Source organism: Erwinia sorbitola, assembly GCF_009738185.1.
In the GTDB taxonomy this organism is placed as follows: domain Bacteria; phylum Pseudomonadota; class Gammaproteobacteria; order Enterobacterales; family Enterobacteriaceae; genus Erwinia; species Erwinia sorbitola.
The window spans coordinates 986,636-1,004,148 of the sequence record NZ_CP046509.1 but is presented as its reverse complement, the minus strand read 5'-3'; the positions used below and the strand labels follow the sequence as shown (position 1 = coordinate 1,004,148).

Genomic DNA, 17,513 nt, shown 5'->3' with positions numbered 1-17,513 from the left:
ACCTTTTTTGCATTGATGTGGGGGATATTTTTCTGATGAACTTACAGCACCTGAAACCCTTTATTGTCCTGACCGAAGAGCTAAATTTTCACAAAGCTGCAAAGCGACTTAATATCACCCAACCGCCCCTCAGTAGAGCCATCATGCAGCTTGAAGAGAGCCTGGGAGTGAGTTTGTTTCTGCGGCTACCTAAAGGTATCGAATTAACGGCAGCCGGGCGTGCATTCCGTGATTATGCGTTAACCATTCTCGAACTGGCGGATATTGCTTCAGAGCAAACCGTACAGACGGCGGAGGGCTACAGCGGGCGGCTGGATGTAGGACTATTCAATTTTGGAGGGCTGCAAAGCGTGCCGCATATCCTCGCACATTATCATCGGGCCAGGCCGGATGTGAAAATATGCATACATAATCTTTCCAAGGCTGAACAAATCACAGCGCTGCATAAACGCCAGTTGAGCATCGGATTTTGTCGTTTCCCTTCGGCAGATCCCGATATTTCGATTGACCGGGCATCCCGCGAAGCGGTGTATGTCGCACTCCATGTATCTCATCCACTCTGTCAGCTTTCTGAAATCAGCCTGGAGGATCTGGAGGGCGAACCCCTGATTCTCTATCCCAATGATGCACCATACGGCTTACGCCATGAGGTGTGCTCTGCTTTTCGCAGCCAGGGAATGTACCCAACCATTGAGCATGAAGTCGATGACGTAATGAGTTGTATTACCCTGGTGGCAAGCGAGTTTGGCGTCGGTATTACCACGCACTCAGGAACCTACCTGAAACTACCCGGCGTGGAATACCGCAGATTGAAAAATAATATGCTGAACTCTATCGATCTTAATTGTATCTACAGAAGCGATGACACCTCCCCTTTGCTGGCTTCCTTTCTGGAGGTCATAAGGGAGTTACGGGATATCTGAAATCAGCAATATATCCCGTTTATAAAGGCTTACTCTGCTCCTCTTTAATACTAGAAATTTCGGCTATGCGTAAGTGATAGACCATTGTGGTGCCAGGCAGGACTTTTGGCAGATATCCTTCATCACCGTAGGCGAGGCTGGCGGGCACCACCAGCTGCATGGAGCCATGATTTTTCAGCAGGCCGATTGCCTCACGGAATAAAGGCGGATATTGCGCCAGCGGTTGTGACAATGCCGCTCCGTTATCGTCCATATCCTGAATCACCGTACCGTCGGTCAGCATCTCTTTAACCACTAAATCAACCACTGCCGTCGCCGGAATCCCGGCATCTCCTGCATAGTCAATGCGATACCAAAACCCTGCTGGAGAGTACTTGCTGCCCTGCTGCTTACTGAATTCAGCAATATAGGCTTCCCCCGCCTTCTTTTGTCGGGCGAGGGTGTTTTCCAGAGCATTTTTCGCATTTAATTCAGCAGCGAGCATTGCCTGATGCAACGCTTCCGGCTCCAGTCTGGTCTGCCCCAGGACGGCATCAATCACCCCTGACAGCAATACTTGCCGATCGGTTACCACCCCCAGCGCAGCCTGCTGTTGCTGAACTTCAACAACGTTATTACCCAGAGAAACGCCTGCGGCATACGCTTCCTGCATCTGAGGCGTGGTCAGTTTCTCAGCGGGCGTTAACCAGCTGGCCCGCGCAGTCAGCAACTTAACCTCCTCACGCAAAGCGGTGGTTTGCTGCTGATGCTCCGTGGTTAAACGAGTCAGTTCCTGGTTTTTTTCCAGAGCATCCGCCAGGTCAGCTCTTAACACCTCCAGATCCGCCTGCTGGCGATGCAGTCGTGCGTACCTTTCTCTCAGAGAGAATTGAGAATCAAGTGAAGCTTTGCTGCCTTTATGCTTCAACTGAAACGTCTTCTCTTCGTGCGGCGAGGTACCTGATTCGGAACCGCCCGCGGTTTGGTAACGTTCGGCATTTAACAACAGCGCAGGAATACCGCTATCTTCTGCGGCTAGCGGCCAGGCCAGTAGCCCGACAGTGCAGACAACCGTGCGCCACAAGAACATCTGAATACGGTTCATATCAGCCGTTCTCCCCCTTCCCCGCGGCGGCTATTTTTTTATGCTCAATTTTCAGGTTCATCATTGTTCTGCTTCTCTGTTTTCAACGTTTACTTTCCACGGACATCATGCGGTTCCCTGAAAAATCAGGTAATGCACTCTTAACCTGAAGGTATCAGCCGTCGCTCCTGTGGGTAGAGATGCCGCGCTTCGGCACGCAGTTGTTCAGCGCGCAGGCTATTCCCCAGCATCCGGTTAACGACGCTCAAATTAATATAAACATTCACATCAGGCGTATGGCGCAGATAGCTTTCGCCCCAGTGCTGATAATCTTTCAGTACCTGATGTTGCTGGCTTTGACCATAAGTGAGCAAACCAGCCAGATGTTCACCATAAGACTGCCGTTGCTGCCAGGGATGAGGGTGTATCAGCTGTTGATAACGGGCGATATTCTTTAGCCCCTCACGCTCTACGGTGGTAATCACCTGGCTGGCATACAGGCCATTATGCAGGTAGAGCAGGCACATCATTGCCGCACCCACCAGGCCCCAGCGCAGCCCCTGAACGTTATATCGCCGGATAAATACAGAACTACGTATGTCACACACCCGCAGCAGTAATATCAGCATAATCCCGTGCAGAGCCGACTGGTACAAAGGAAACTCGACCTGAGTATGCAGCGCGATCGGTACCATTAATAGCCAGGGGGAACGGCTTAAACGCCCAGCCCAGCCATATCCGCATCTAATCCGCCTGATACACAGCAGCACCACACCACTCGCGATGAGCCCTAACGCCGCCAACCCAGGCAGGCCACCTTCCACCCCCCAGAACAAGAATTCATTATGCGGGTGAGGCATATGAAAACTTTCCAGCGTGTCTGGCAACAGGCGGTGGGCATAGTGGATAAACTCAGTTGAAAACTGTCCATACCCCCAGCCGAACCAGGGCTTTTCCGCTATCATCGCCAGACAGATTTGCCAGACCTGTAAACGGTAGCTGAGGGTTGAGCCTTGCATCACATCGCGCGCTACGCCGTTGCTCACCTGGCTAAACCAGGCCAGCGCCACACCTGCACTAATCAGCGCTATTGCCTGGACACAACGACGTCGATCCAACTGCCAGAGAGCCCACAGCTGTAATGGCGTGACTAAAAATGCGGCCATCAAGCCAATACGTGAACCAATCAGCACCAATAGCAGCGGAGCCATCACCAGCATCATTGCAGCCGCCAACGCCACCCAGCGGGTCAGCACCACGCCACTTTTTGGCATCCAGCAATAGAGCGCCAGTGCCAGCCCTGTTGCCATAAAACTGGCCATAACGTTCCACTGCTGGAAAATGCCATAAGGGCGGTTCAACAGGGTGTCATAGCCCATAAAATTATCCACTGAGAACAGATAATACTGAGCACCGCCCAATCCGGCCTGCACCAGCGCCAGCAATAAGCAGCTGCGAATCACCCATTCACGCATCGCCCGGGTGAAGCGGTATTGCAGCAGGGCAAAATAGAATGCCAGGCCCAGGCCTAAACCCACCATTCGTGAGGTAATAGCACTGAACTCGCCTATATCACCGCCCAGCAACGGTAATATCATCAGCATAACGCCGCCGTACAGTAGCCAAAGCGAATACGATGAGTAATTCAACCCCGAGTTACGATATATAAAACTGGCGACTACCAGCAGGCTAACCCATATGCCTAGAACCATATTAACGGGCAGATAAAACCCGCCGCCCCCCCGGTTTGGCCAATAGAGTACCGAAGCGTTCAATAGCGTAATTAGCGCCAGATAGCGTGATTTGAAAAGCATATTTAAAACTCAACTAATAGTAAATATTTGGCCAGTCCATATTATTTACAAATTAAAGTATTTCAAAGATCATTATGCCCGAGCCATAATGGATCCCCGCCGCGTTAAGACCAGATAGTCTGTCTTTAATGGTTAGCGATGATTTCCCCGCTGGTAAATTAAAATTCGACCAAGGCAATCTCCCATTAATAGTGATATAAGCTTTCCCACTGGGTGTTAACGGGATATAATCGTTCCCATTGGGTAAAAATTCCCAATCATCTTTCTGCATAAGCTTGATCTTTACAGTGACATTGCCTGTACAGTGAATATCAATCGAGCTTGCGACCGAATGTCCTTCAGTGTTATTCAGTGAAATATTGCCATGATTAAGTGTTAAATCAGGGGAGCTCAATGAGCACCGCTCATTACTGGCAGTCGGTGAAATGCAGGTTCCCACTGGAGAGTCCACGGTGTCCCACCAGTTAATATGTCCGAAATCTTTATTAACTGCCATAAAACCTATACAATGATCCCCTAGATTACCAGTACGACTGATTTCAAATGACGATAATTCGGAATATGCACGGCGAGCGACCTCTCCGAGTGCCTCGCCAGGCGCTATTCTCGCACTACTACCATATATACACGATGCATAAGGAAAGCCTTCGGGGCTATGAGATTTACGCGCCAGACACACTATATCATTACCTTTTCTCGGGATAAATTCAGCGACAGAACCAACTTCGACAAAAGTTATGTAAGCAAGTCTGTAATGACCCATAACTTCATGCGGATAAGTCGTTTCATGAGAATAAACGGGGTACAGTTTAGCATGCACAGTAGTAATACTAACCACATAGAAAAAAACAAACCATATCGTTTTTTTTATCATTTTCATTTACCAAGTTTTATTGATATTTCAAATTAAATGTCGCCACTGCGCTGAACGGCCCAGGCACAATCCTTTCATTGATAATTGCTGCAGGCTCACCTTGCAGATAGGCATGGACGGTAACAGCACTAGTCCCTGCCGCCAGAGGATAGGATTGCACCTTTTTATTAAGCGGTAAAAAATTACCATCCGGTGTTTCCATACCAATAGCAACGCCAGATGCCTGGCTTTCAGGGGCCAGCGCCAGCATTCCGGTTAAATTGGGGCTCTCTTTACCAGTAAACGTGATATCAACTACATTACCCAGACTCAGGTCGCACTGCGTTAAATTAATAACAAACGCCTGCCCTGGTGTTCGATTATTTATATACAGGTATTTATCAATTACCGCCCCAAAATCCAGCGTTATATTTTCCTCCCCCGGAGGAATAACACAGGGCTCGGCAACTAAAGCACCATAAAGATGCATATTAACCGCACTGCGCACCGACTGGCTCAGTAACAATAATATCAATATGATTATATATATCGGTAATGGGTATCGATACCGGCGTTTTATTGTCAGTTTATCTATCATTGATACACTACCTCTAGCATTGCCAATGCTTCAAATGCTCCTTCCGTCAACGCTGACCCTGGAGCTTTCACCGGCACGGCTTCCAATACAGGTAAATTTTTCGGATCAATCGGTAATGCCTTATTTAAAATAAACGGCTGGCCATTTTGATACAGACGGATCCCTAAATCGGCCCTTTCCTGGGTTTGTACTGCGGCCTCATCAAAGCTGGTGCGGGTACCTTTTAACCACAGACTTATATCCCATTTCCCGGCACTGGCATCACAGCGAATGCGGTAATCCACCGTTTGCCGGTAGTTCACGCCATTAACTTTATTGATGCCAATCCGCTCACCAAAATTCACGTCAATTTTGCTTTCATCATTAATGGTGCATGACGGTGGTGAAATCAACGTACCGTGGAAATTCATATTATCTGCCGAGCGTGCTGGAACAAGGGCATTAATTCCTGGCAAAAAAAGCATAATAACCCAGTATCTGCTCATCGAACGCCTCCTGCTTATTGAACATCGATTTTCATGGTTGCTGCCGCAGAAAACTTGCCGGCACTCAGCGTAGAACCGGAGCGTTTGACCGGTACTGCAGATAACAGAGGTACATTCGGATAGGTAAAGTTCAACCAGCTATTCGCTGGCAGAATGATGCCATCAGCCCAAATTTCAATACCTAAATCACGTTGCTGTACCGTGGCCAGCACTGCAGGATTAAACCATGCTGGCTCACCCTGTATCTGCAACTTTAAAGTGTTGACTGTATCACCACTACAACGCAGTGTGTATTTCACTTCCTGCATGTAGTTCCTACCGTCGACTTTAGTGGTTATAACCTCATTGCCGAAATCAACCTCAATGGCCTGGTTATTGTTAATCACGCAGTCTAAAGGTTTAGTCACATAAGCTAATACTGTTACTAACGCAACGGTATTAGCGACGGCTAAAGAGCTACTTACCAGCAACATCGTGCCCAAAACTAGCATCAGTAAATATCGCTGCACTTTTTTACCCACCTAGTCATAATGAAGCCTGAAGTTAACCTGCGCCCAATAAGCTCCGGCCATCAGGGGAGCTGATGTTCTTTCAGGGGTTATGGTATAGGTCAAGATATTCTGGCCCGGGGTAAGCCAGAGTGGTGTCCCACGACTGCCCAGGCTTACATCCCGCCCGAGCCGATCGGTAAGGCGTAATGCAAGGCCTTTGGTACCCTGTACCTTTATCAACTGAGGATTATCCACATCCCCTGGAGCAATAAAACTAGCCGAGACCGCTGGCTGGCTGGCACTCCACAACAGATTACCGTTGCGAAGGTCGCGGTTGTGGGTGCGAGAAGGTAAGCAGTCTAATAACTCCAGTTCGACCTTCACGGGTGTACCACGTGCCCCAGGTTTACGTAGCCGACCGCTAGCTGTATCCCCTAAGTCAACATCTTGCCGGGCTGAGGTCATTTCCAGACGACAGGCGCTTTCAGTCAGTGCGCCATGGACTCGCAGTACGCCGTTAGCCCCATCAACCTCCCAATTATCTGACGCGTGTGCGATACCGCTTAATACCAACGGTAGCACTATTGTCGCTGCAAACGTGGTGAGCGGCCGCCGCCTTAAATATCGGTAAGTGGAACCAATCCATTGTGCTTGTTGCATCTGGTGCTCCTTTGAGTACCTTTCCGTTCTACTGTTACTCTTTCACCCGCGAGGCCAGACAACTGTTGCCTTTACAGCTAAATTTAAGCTGCGGGCGGGCACCGTAGTCATTGATATAAGTAAGTACCGGGCTATTGCCCAATGCACTGGTGGTTAACATTGCCGAACCTTTAGGTTCAACCATCAACGGTTCAAACCCTTTCGCCGATTGACCTTTTATACTGCTGCTACCATCAACAATAGTGACGAAATAAGGCGTCGGGTTATTGACCTGATACTTATCACCCACTTTAGTCAGAGTGATTTTTTCCTGGTAAGGTGAAGCGGTCTCGCTAGCAGTCTGCATTAATGCTTTTGGTCGATAAAACAGCTTGATACGCGTTTGCAGCGCGATTTGCAGCGTATTGGGCTTATCGCTACGCGGCGGTATTTCACGCAGGTTAAAATAAAACAGCGATTCGCGATCCTGCGGAAGAGAATTCGCCGCCGGCAACCCTTGTACTTTCACCTGGCTTTTAGCACCGGGTTCAATACGCTGCACCGGTGGTAATACCGTTAAGGGGGAAGTGATCTTTTTACCGTATGCATCTTCAATCCAGCCCTGTGCCAGATAAGGTAGTTGCTTGTTTTCATTACTTACGTTCATACTCACCGATTTCTGAGCACCGTCATAAATGACCCGGGTACGGTCAAGGGCGATGGCAGACTGGGCCGCAGGCGCGGCTAAAACACACAGCAGCGTACTGAAGATGGGTATTGTTCTTAGGGTTAACTTTTTCATATTCATCTCGTTAAAATTCCATGGTTGAAATTACTGCTCCGGTTCGCTGCTCTTATCAATTGGCTGGTGGCACAGCAGCAGCAGTTCAGGTAACACGCTAACGCCTGGGTTTAATGGCACTAGCGGCAGGTCAATCACGCACTGTTCGGAACCGGCCCAGTGCGCACTCATCTGTTCCCCAGCATTCATACCGCTGAGGTACACACTGCCGCCGTCGTTAACAATGCCCACTTCCTGCTGCTTACGGTTGAAAATAGAAGCGCCAAACGGTGGGTAGGAGCCATCCGCCAGGCGGATCACCGCCATCGCTTTTTCCCCTGCAACCACTTCAAAACGGCGATAACCAATGGCCCCTTCAGTTAACGTAGCCTGTGCGACAGAGCGCGTTACTTCAGCGTTATCTGGCAAGCGATCCAAATCAATACTGACCCTGTTGCGATAGTAGCTGATGACGTCTGACACCACTGCCTTACCAAAACGGTTCGTTCGGGTTGCCGCTCCAGAGCCACGAATAGGAATGCCCGCCACGCCATCGGCATCCACTAAGATCCGCGTACCACCGTGGCTACCAGCGCGATGTAGTGCCGCGCCTTTCGCCGTCGCCGTTACACCGCCCTGTAAGGACAAGCCTACTGAGGTGTAATGTCCCTCCTGATAGCTGGCATTCACGCCTATTTGCGACAAATCCCCTTGATGAGTGTATGAACCACTGGCCATCACGCCACTGCGGGAAACACCCGAATTGACCTGATAGTAGTCATGCCCATTAACATTGTCGTGGTAGCTCATCTGATGGGAATTATCATTACGATTCAGCGAACTGCTATAGCTTATCGATCCACGGCGACCAAATGGCATCGACAAAGAAAGATGCATACCATCATCATTTCTACCGTTGTTTTTATTGCGGTAGCCGTTTAGTGACAGGCTCAGGTTTTTAAAGCGCCAAAGATCAAAGTAGCGTGACAGCGTCAGGCTATAGTTATCACTAGTGGGCCGATCCCAATAGGTCTGATGGCTATAGTTAAGATAGGCGCTCAAACCTAAATCCCGGAACTGCTTATTAAAAGTGATGGTGTACATCTCTTTACTACTTTGCGGCCGGGTACCATAGGTGCGGGCATCCAGATATTCTCCCATAGTCATATATTTGCGCTCAGAGAAGCGATAACCAGCAAATGTTACCTGGCTGTCATAATCATCGAAACGCTTGGAATAGCTCATACGATAGGAACTGCCGCTCAACGCGCTTTTTTCGTGCGGTAAACTGGCCCGCGAGTGCGTCATATCAAACGATAATGCGCCCAGCATCATTAAGTCGCGCCCAATCCCGCCGGCAAGTGCGTTATAATCACCACCCACCACACCACCGCCATACATTGACCAGCCATTACTGATACCCCAGGAAAACTCACCGGTGGTAAATAATGGACCATTAGTCCGGTGCCGGAAGTCCGATGGCCTGCCCGCAGCGATCTTATAGCGCAGTGAGCCGGGGCGGGTCAGATACGGAATGCTGGCCGTTTGCATCTGAAACTCCTGTACGCTGCCGTCCTGTTCCTCAACACGAATATCCAGCCGCCCGGATATCGCATCATTAAGATCTTGAATACGGAATGCCCCTACCGCCACATAGGTTTCCTGCAATACACGCCCCTGCTGGCTAATAACAACTTTGGCGTTGGTACGCGCTACGCCAGTGACTTCAGGCGCATAACCACGCAAGTTTGGCGGAAGCATATTATCGTCACTCACCAGACTAAGCCCGGCAAAGCGGAAGCTGTCAAAAATATCCGAGGTCAGATAATCCTCCCCCATCGTCAGCCTCGCCCGCAGGCGTGGGATCGCGCGGTAGGCGTAATAACGGCTCCAGTCCAGGCTACGCTTAGTCGGCTGCCCGGAACCTGTCTGATGATCGAGGCGTGCCTGCCAGTTGGCGCGTAGACGCCACGCCCCCAGGTTGGCACCGACGGTGCCATTACCACTCAGGTTGTAGCTCTGACTGTTATTTTTAAGCTGACGTTGCGTATGGGTATTCACGTTATAGTCCAACAACAGCCCCGGAATACCCGCTTCCCAGCGCGAAGGTGGATCCCAGTTAGCAGAGGTATATTCCAGATATATCTGCGGCAGGTTGATATATAGCGTAGAGGTGCCCAGTTCACCGCGTGCTGTCAAACCAGGCAGGCTGCTAACGACCAGGCACTGGCCCTCATTCCACCAGGCAACCTCTGACAGTACAGCCGGTTTTAAGCCAAACTGTTCAACCAGCTGCGGGCTGATACAGGCTTCACTTCCGTTTAAATCGCTTTCAGGTGGAATAAACAAAACTTCCTGTTCTGGTAACTCCTGCGTATTGATCTTTACCGCCATGTTATAATTTCCAGGCATAATAAACCCACCACGGGAAAACCGGCCGAGATCAATATTTTCTCGTTCTTTTACATCGAGAACGTCAGTGTTAAACTGGATATTATCTGCATGTACCCTGATAACGCCACCACTAAGAACAAAGGCAATCCAGACCCCAAGAATATGTGGACGCGAAGGAAGCAAGTTAAAATAAGATAAAGTCATAATCCATTGACCTTTTTAATACCACTGACGCCTGATGATTTTATTTTAAAATATTTATAGAACCAGGAGAGTCAATAGATGAAATTCATTTAAGACTTATCAAATAAAATAACGTCAGTAATAGTCCATTTTAAAACGTAATGCCGATGAATAATTTCCCGGGCGTAACGCTTGCTTATTACTAACTAACCGTAAAGAGTAGTTTAACTGCATGTTTCCGGACAAAATATTGCTGACAGGTAGTGGATTACCGGGCGATGCTACAAAGCCATTGCTATCGATTATTTCAAGCGCCACACCTTTAGCCTGACCATTAATAGAAAATAAACCAGAATCATTCTGGCCATCAAAAGTAATTTTGAAGTGCTGCCAGTTTTTCAATGATGAATTATGACGAGTTAAAGAACACTGAACTAATTGAACGGCAAAATCATGCGCTAACCCGCGACCATCGCGAGCAATCTGACTAATAGGCAAGACACCCATATCGATAGTTTGGTCACGGCTCTGAGTATCAATTGCGCAGGCCGTTTCAATAATGGCTCCTTGCATATTAACCCGACCCCATGCACTAACCGGAGTAGACCAGTTGGCATAACTTAGCGGTATCACTAAAAAAAAACAGACCAGGGATATCAATAATCTATATGTCATAGTTCTATTCCAGCCTCACCGTTGGATAATAATGCATGCGGTAACCCGCATGCATTGATAATCAAGGCGGAGTTACTGGTATGCCAGAGTGAAGTCAGCTACGCTAGTGAAGTCGCCCGGGACAATTGCAGCAGAAGCACCGTCACCCTGCAGATATGCAGAGAAGACCAGGGTGTTATTACCATCCTGAATGCCCTGAGGCTTGGATGCTTTACCCAGTTCAATCGTACTACCGGTACCGTCAGTAATCGCAATGCTGGCGCCCTTAGCAGTACCAGTAATCCCTAACAGGCCATTAGCACCTTCAGCACCACTAAAGGTGGTTAATACAGTTTTGGCCGTTGACAGGGAGCAACCTTCCAGATTTATCTGGAAGTTTTTAGGGATAGAGGTCCCAGTATTTTTATTTTCTTCAAGAGTAGAGCTTGATACCTGACCCAGATTAACTGTCTGATCTACACTCTGAGAATCAATTGAACATGGTGCATCAATAATTGCACCCTTAAAGGTAACAGAACCGTGACTCTGATCGGCAGCATTTGCGCTACCAGCAACCATAGCAATACCAAAGCCCAAAGCCATAACCAGTTTATTCAGTTTCATATATAAATTTCCTTAATTTTCCCTATTCGCTATTCAGCCGTGAAAGCGAACAATATTTCTTACACTACACTCTCCAGAGCGCATTACAGAACTACTTATGTGGAGCCTTACATCTAAATGATAGCAACGTGTCAGTAATGATGACGTCACCGTATATCTAGTTTGTAAGGTGCTCCTGAGCATTAGCATTTCTGGGGCTTATTCTATGCGGGGTTGAAAGAAACAGGAACAAAATAAAGAAAAAACAATAATTACAGATTTTTATGCTATAAAATAAAATCGCGATAGATTTTACAACCAAGCGAAACGAGAATATAGCTTTTGTGTTAAAAAAGCATAAATATTAAATCATTTATAGATATATCAATAATTATTAATAATATAAAACCCTTTTCATTACCCCTGGTTCTTTGCAAAGATACCCGACTGCCAAGTGTTGAACATTACAGTTAACATCGACAAAGTTACAGAATAATCTTAAATAATCTTATTTTCAGTAGAATGAAAACCCACAATCCACAACAAACTTAAAAAACAATCAGATTTAGACTACAGATGTAACTTTTTCACAGGTATAGATTTCAAACCGTTTATAGAAAATGGTTATTAACAACGTTGAAATTATAATATTTTAATTGACAACAGCTTTGTAATTTATTACAAACAAACCAATAAAACCCAATATAAAATCAATTTTAACTATAAAATAGTTATCGTAGTGCTACAGATAAAAAATCAACTTCATTTATTATGTAAGGGAAAGAAATCATTTTACGTCACAATCTGGAAATTAACGATATATAGGCACCATATACACTCCAAAAGAAACATCAAAACACAAACAACACCAACATCAACTAAATTAAGAATCTAACCTTATGATTTACACAATTAACAACAGCATTCACTTCAACTACTATGAGAATACTATTTGGAGCAGTAAAACTAATGAGGAGGATGTAACTTTTCGCATGCGGATCCCGCGTTTCTCAAGCGAAATTCTTGCGCTGTTTATTGCTCATAATGGTAAAGCACTATCAAGAGAATTTATGCTGCTTGAAGTTTGGGAATCACGAGCCCTGAATAGCTCCAGTAACAATCTTAATAACTATGTTTCAATACTACGAAGAAAACTATCTCATCTGGGGGAGGATAAATTAATTATCACCATCCCAAAATATGGTTTTAGCTTTTCCGCTACATCAATACAGGTGATAGCATCAGAAGCACAACTTGAGGATAAAAATGCCAATGATCCACCAGAGTCAGAACGTGAGCATAACATTAGTAATTCAGAGAAATACTCTTTACCTCACAGCGATGACGCAAAAGTAGAAGAAAGAAACTCAGCGAAGAATAATAACAGTGATTCCAGTTCCATTTTTAAAAGAAAATTTTACAAACCCGCAGCATCCTTGAGTGCAAAAAAAACATCTATAACCGTCATGCTGTTTATCTTTTTTTATTTTTTTTTACTTAGAGGTACTTTAATTGCAGATGCACCTCCAATGGATGAAATTAAAAAACTGGGTCTATGCACAGTTTTTACTATCAATGAGAGTACGAAAGAGATGACTAAGAGTGACTTGATTAAAAGAGCTGAAGTTATAGTGTCAGAGAATAAAATAGACTGCAGTGAAAGCGCAAAAATATATTTTTCAATAAACATCAGGAGTGACGTCTCCGGCGGACGATTAAAAGAAGATACGCTCTCATACTGCCCCGATGCAGTTCATCCCTATTGTGAGAACTTTTACTATTCGGTACTTAAAAATGAAAAGTAGTCTTATATGGTTAATTTTTTTATTAACTGCTACATCAGCACCTGCTCTGGGCTATTATTTTACCAATATGAACCATGAAAAATTGTCATGTGTTGCAAAGCTAAACGTTAATGACATTGAAAATGATCAAAATGCAAAAGGACTTTATTATTTATATATTGATTTTAGCAACGAAAATGAAGGATTTATCATCATCGAAGGAAGTTATATTGACAATTACGATCAAAAAAGAATCAATACCGTGGTAGATTTTTCATATAAAAGGCAGGGTGAATTCTATTCAATAAAAAAAGAACCTGACGAAACCGATGAGAATCTTCCTCTATTCTTAACTTGGGAAACAACTAAGATGAAATTTAGTAAGGTTAATAATAATTATATTATTTCAGGGCCGGTAAATCCCATTTTTTTCACCTGTAAAAAGAGAGAACGCACTAAGGAACGTTTTTCATTTTCCACATTGTAGAAAAAGGCTGTTCGTAGAGTAGAATTAATTAAAATTATTTCTACAGAAAAAAACAAACACATGGACTGGTTTGATGCGTCAATAGCGGAGGAAGCAACTGACGCATACAATCTCAGTGTTTAAGCCCGTCACCTTAGAGCCTATCTGGCATCACTCCCCTTTCCGGTTATAGCCGAAAATTCTCTCTTAAACTCATTTAGTCAGAAAGCACGCTCCGTACTCATCATTTCAGGCACAAATTGAGGTGATCCTCGAACTTTTACCTGTGACAGCGAGTTACTCGCTGGGATAATATAGAGGCAGAAAATGTCCTGATACCTGTTATGCCGTCATTCACGCGCCAGACCCGGTTTTCACCCATGTCAGCCTTATCCTTGCCTGTCTGCTTCATCATCTCGAAAGCCTGAGGTGGCAAGGATTTTCAATGGATTGGAGCATTCAACCCTATGAGCAACACCGAAAATTTATCCTCGCACACACCGATGATGCAGCAGTATCTGCGCCTGAAGGCTGACCATCCTGAGATCCTGCTGTTCTACCGTATGGGCGACTTCTACGAACTGTTCTTTGACGATGCTAAACGAGCCTCGCAGCTGCTGGAAATCTCACTCACCAAGAGAGGTGCCTCTGCCGGAGAACCTATCCCGATGGCGGGCGTACCTTATCATTCGCTGGAGAACTACCTGGCAAAACTGGTGCAGCTGGGCGAATCGGTGGCGATTTGTGAGCAGATCGGTGACCCGGCATTAAGTAAAGGCCCGGTTGAGCGTAAAGTAGTGCGCATTGTTACTCCCGGCACCATCAGTGATGAAGCGCTGTTAAATGAGCGCCAGGATAACCTGCTGGCGGCTATCTGGCAGAGCCCGCGCGGGTTTGGCTATGCCACGCTTGATATCAGCTCCGGTCGTTTCCGTTTAGCAGAACCGACCGATCTCGAAACTATGGCTGCCGAACTGCAACGCACCAATCCGGCAGAGCTGCTCTACCCGGAAGATTTTTCCGCCATGGCGCTGATTGAAAACCGTCGCGGCCTGCGCCGCCGTCCGCTGTGGGAGTATGAGCTGGATACCGCTCGTCAGCAGCTGAATCTGCAATTTGCCACCCGCGATCTCAGTGGTTTTGGCGTGGAACAGGCGCACCATGCGCTGCGCGCAGCAGGCTGTCTGTTGCAGTATGTTAAAGATACCCAGCGCACCTCGCTGCCTCATATCCGCGCTCTGACCATGGAGCGTCAGCAGGATGGCATCATTATGGATGCGGCCACCCGACGTAACCTGGAGATCACTCAGAATCTCTCCGGGGGTATTGAAAATACTCTCGCTTCGGTACTGGATAAAACCGTCACGCCGATGGGCAGCCGCATGCTGAAGCGCTGGCTGCATATGCCGGTACGTGATACCCAGGTCATTGCCCGACGTCAGCAGAGTATCAGCGCATTGCAGGATCTGAATGAGGGGCTAACGCCGCTGCTGCGTCAGGTGGGCGACCTTGAGCGTATTCTGGCGCGTCTGGCATTGCGCACGGCGCGCCCGCGCGATCTGGCACGTATGCGCCACGCCTTCCAGCAGCTACCACTGCTGAACAGCGAGCTGGAGCATAATGAGACCGCACATCTGCAAACCCTGCGCGCTAAAATGGGCGAATTCACCGAACTGCGTGAACTGCTGGAACACGCGATCATTGAGTCACCGCCGGTGCTGGTTCGTGATGGCGGCGTGATTGCTCCCGGCTACAACGCAGAACTGGATGAGTGGCGTGCGCTGGCGGACGGCGCAACTGACTATCTGGATCGCCTGGAGATCCGCGAGCGCGAGAAGCTGGGTCTGGATACCCTGAAGGTCGGCTTTAACGGTGTGCACGGCTACTACATTCAGGTCAGCCGTGGTCAGAGCCACCTTGTGCCAATCCATTACGTACGCCGCCAGACGCTGAAAAACGCTGAACGCTATATTATTCCGGAGCTTAAAGAGTATGAAGATAAGGTTCTGACCTCGAAAGGTAAGGCGCTGACGCTTGAAAAAGCGTTGTACGATCAGCTATTCGATATGCTGTTACCTCATCTTGAAGCCTTACAGGAGAGTGCGGCGGCGCTGGCCGAGCTGGATGTTTTAAGCAATCTGGCAGAGCGTGCCTGGACGCTGAACTACAGCTGCCCGACACTGAGCGATAAACCTGGAATCAAGCTGACGGGCGGCCGCCATCCGGTGGTCGAACAGGTACTGAAAGAGCCGTTTATCGCCAACCCGCTGTCGCTCTCTCCGCAGCGACGGATGCTGGTGGTGACCGGCCCGAATATGGGCGGTAAAAGTACTTATATGCGCCAGGCCGCGCTTATCACCCTGATGGCCTACATCGGCAGTTTTGTTCCCGCCACCGAAGCAGTTATTGGGCCAATCGACCGCATTTTTACCCGCGTAGGAGCGGCTGACGATCTGGCATCCGGTCGTTCAACCTTTATGGTTGAGATGACTGAAACCGCCAATATCCTGCATAACGCCACTGAACTCAGTCTGGTGCTGATGGATGAAATAGGTCGTGGAACCTCAACCTATGATGGCCTGTCGCTGGCCTGGGCCTGTGCAGAAAGTCTGGCCAGCCGTATTAAGGCGATGACGCTGTTTGCCACTCACTATTTTGAGCTGACCACGCTGCCGGAACAGATTGAGGGCGTGGCAAACGTGCATCTGGATGCGGTTGAGCATGGTGACACCATCGCCTTTATGCATAGCGTTCAGGAAGGAGCCGCCAGTAAGAGCTATGGTCTGGCCGTAGCCGCCCTGGCGGGTGTGCCAAAAGAGGTGATCAAACGCGCGCGTCAGAAGTTAAAAGAGCTGGAAGCGTTATCCGGCAGCGCCGCAGCGACGAAAGCAGATGGCTCACAGCTGCCGCTGCTGGTGGAAGAAATCTCACCAGCGGTAGAAGCTCTGGAGGCATTGGATCCGGATTCACTCTCGCCGCGTCAGGCGCTGGAGTGGCTGTACCGACTGAAGTCTCTGGTGTAAATCTCACTCTCTGAGCACCAAAAAGGGCGACCTGATAACAGGCCGCCCTTTTGCTTTTCTGTACAAATAATTCTGAGTATCAGCGGCGGTTACGCACCAGCTGATAACGGCGGGTAAGATACTCTACCGGCGCGCTCCAGATATGCACCAGGCGGCAGAACGGGAACAGCAGGAACAGCGTCATTCCCAGCACCATATGCAGCCGGAAGATAATCGCCACACCGTCAAGATGCTGCGATGCTCCGCCGTGGAAGGTCACGATGCTCTGTGCCCAGCTCGCCAGCTTCAGCATTTCACTGCCGTCAAGATGCTGTGCCGAGAACAGAATTGTGGTCAGCCCCAGCGCAGCCTGAACCACCAGCAGCGTCAGGATCATAATATCGGCAAAACTGCTGGTGGCACGCACCCGCTCATTCGTCAGTCGGCGTTTAAGCAGCAGTGCGCCGCCAATCAGCGTCATTGCACCGAAGACTCCCCCCGCTCCCATGGCCAGCAGCTGTTTTTCCCCTGCGGTCAGAAACGGTTCATACACCCAATGGGGCGTCAGCAGACCGACAAAGTGCCCAAGCAGAATGCCAATAATCCCGATATGGAACAGGTTAGATGCCAGGCGCATCCCCTTCTTACTTAACATCTGGCTTGAGCCTGCCCGCCAGCTGTACTGCCCATAGTCATATCGCAGCCAGCTACCAACCAGAAACACAGTTCCGGCCAGATAAGGATAAATATCAAAGAAAAAACGATTTAAAAATTCCATGA

16 protein-coding genes are annotated in these 17,513 nt (G+C 48.0%); 4 read left to right on the top strand and 12 right to left on the bottom strand.

Annotated elements, in window-relative coordinates:
* Positions 1 to 35: 35 nt before the first annotated feature.
* The gene (locus tag GN242_RS04475; RefSeq protein WP_154753656.1) at positions 36 to 923 is read left to right on the top strand and encodes a LysR family transcriptional regulator; all 888 of its coding nucleotides are present in this window, start codon (positions 36 to 38) and stop codon (positions 921 to 923) included.
* Positions 924 to 942: 19 nt separating this feature from the next.
* Here GN242_RS04475 and GN242_RS04470 read toward each other — a convergent pair whose 3' ends face one another.
* The 11 genes from GN242_RS04470 to GN242_RS04425 all read right to left on the bottom strand — a co-directional run bounded on the left by GN242_RS04470 (position 943) and on the right by GN242_RS04425 (position 11,502).
* Positions 943 to 2,007: an FKBP-type peptidyl-prolyl cis-trans isomerase N-terminal domain-containing protein gene (locus GN242_RS04470; protein WP_154753655.1), complete on the bottom strand. Its 1,065-nt coding sequence runs from the start codon at positions 2,005 to 2,007 to the stop codon at positions 943 to 945.
* A gap of 140 nt (positions 2,008 to 2,147) precedes the next feature.
* Positions 2,148 to 3,590 (bottom strand): PglL family O-oligosaccharyltransferase, encoded by a 1,443-nt coding sequence (locus tag GN242_RS04465; protein WP_195918381.1) that lies wholly within the window; start codon positions 3,588 to 3,590, stop codon positions 2,148 to 2,150.
* A gap of 262 nt (positions 3,591 to 3,852) precedes the next feature.
* Positions 3,853 to 4,680, bottom strand: coding sequence for an MrpH family fimbial adhesin (locus GN242_RS04460; RefSeq protein ID WP_154753653.1), 828 nt, complete (start codon positions 4,678 to 4,680; stop codon positions 3,853 to 3,855).
* 10 nt (positions 4,681 to 4,690) lie between these two features.
* Positions 4,691 to 5,251 carry a fimbrial protein gene (locus tag GN242_RS04455; protein ID WP_154753652.1) on the bottom strand — a complete coding sequence of 187 codons (561 nt, stop codon included), beginning with the start codon at positions 5,249 to 5,251 and terminating at the stop codon, positions 4,691 to 4,693.
* Complete coding sequence (locus GN242_RS04450; RefSeq protein ID WP_154753651.1) at positions 5,248 to 5,736, bottom strand: fimbrial protein; 489 nt, start codon at positions 5,734 to 5,736, stop codon at positions 5,248 to 5,250. The genes GN242_RS04455 and GN242_RS04450 overlap by 4 nt, the downstream gene beginning before the upstream one ends.
* Positions 5,737 to 5,750: 14 nt before the next feature.
* On the bottom strand, positions 5,751 to 6,257 hold the full coding sequence (locus tag GN242_RS04445) for a fimbrial protein (RefSeq protein WP_231617130.1): 507 nt from the start codon (positions 6,255 to 6,257) through the stop codon (positions 5,751 to 5,753).
* A complete protein-coding gene (locus GN242_RS21700; RefSeq protein WP_230320735.1) occupies positions 6,258 to 6,887 on the bottom strand; it encodes a fimbrial protein in 630 nt (209 codons plus the stop codon).
* A 34-nt stretch (positions 6,888 to 6,921) separates the two neighbouring features.
* A complete protein-coding gene (locus GN242_RS04440) occupies positions 6,922 to 7,668 on the bottom strand; it encodes a fimbria/pilus periplasmic chaperone (RefSeq protein WP_154753650.1) in 747 nt (248 codons plus the stop codon).
* 30 nt (positions 7,669 to 7,698) lie between these two features.
* The gene (locus GN242_RS04435; RefSeq protein WP_154753649.1) at positions 7,699 to 10,245 is read right to left on the bottom strand and encodes an outer membrane usher protein; all 2,547 of its coding nucleotides are present in this window, start codon (positions 10,243 to 10,245) and stop codon (positions 7,699 to 7,701) included.
* Between the two features lie 114 nt (positions 10,246 to 10,359).
* Positions 10,360 to 10,899, bottom strand: a complete 540-nt coding sequence (locus tag GN242_RS04430; protein WP_154753648.1) for a fimbrial protein — start codon at positions 10,897 to 10,899, stop codon at positions 10,360 to 10,362.
* 72 nt (positions 10,900 to 10,971) lie between these two features.
* Positions 10,972 to 11,502, bottom strand: a complete 531-nt coding sequence (locus GN242_RS04425) for a fimbrial protein (protein WP_154753647.1) — start codon at positions 11,500 to 11,502, stop codon at positions 10,972 to 10,974.
* An 878-nt stretch (positions 11,503 to 12,380) separates the two neighbouring features.
* Here GN242_RS04425 and GN242_RS04420 point away from each other — a divergent pair.
* The 3 genes from GN242_RS04420 to mutS all read left to right on the top strand — a co-directional run bounded on the left by GN242_RS04420 (position 12,381) and on the right by mutS (position 16,754).
* Complete coding sequence (locus tag GN242_RS04420) at positions 12,381 to 13,286, top strand: winged helix-turn-helix domain-containing protein (RefSeq protein ID WP_154753646.1); 906 nt, start codon at positions 12,381 to 12,383, stop codon at positions 13,284 to 13,286.
* Positions 13,276 to 13,752, top strand: a complete 477-nt coding sequence (locus tag GN242_RS04415) for a hypothetical protein (protein ID WP_154753645.1) — start codon at positions 13,276 to 13,278, stop codon at positions 13,750 to 13,752. The genes GN242_RS04420 and GN242_RS04415 overlap by 11 nt, the downstream gene beginning before the upstream one ends.
* A gap of 446 nt (positions 13,753 to 14,198) precedes the next feature.
* Positions 14,199 to 16,754 (top strand): DNA mismatch repair protein MutS, encoded by a 2,556-nt coding sequence (gene mutS / locus GN242_RS04410; protein WP_154753644.1) that lies wholly within the window; start codon positions 14,199 to 14,201, stop codon positions 16,752 to 16,754.
* Between the two features lie 79 nt (positions 16,755 to 16,833).
* Here mutS and narI read toward each other — a convergent pair whose 3' ends face one another.
* The gene (gene narI / locus GN242_RS04405; RefSeq protein ID WP_154753643.1) at positions 16,834 to 17,511 is read right to left on the bottom strand and encodes a respiratory nitrate reductase subunit gamma; all 678 of its coding nucleotides are present in this window, start codon (positions 17,509 to 17,511) and stop codon (positions 16,834 to 16,836) included.
* Positions 17,512 to 17,513 lie beyond the last annotated feature (2 nt).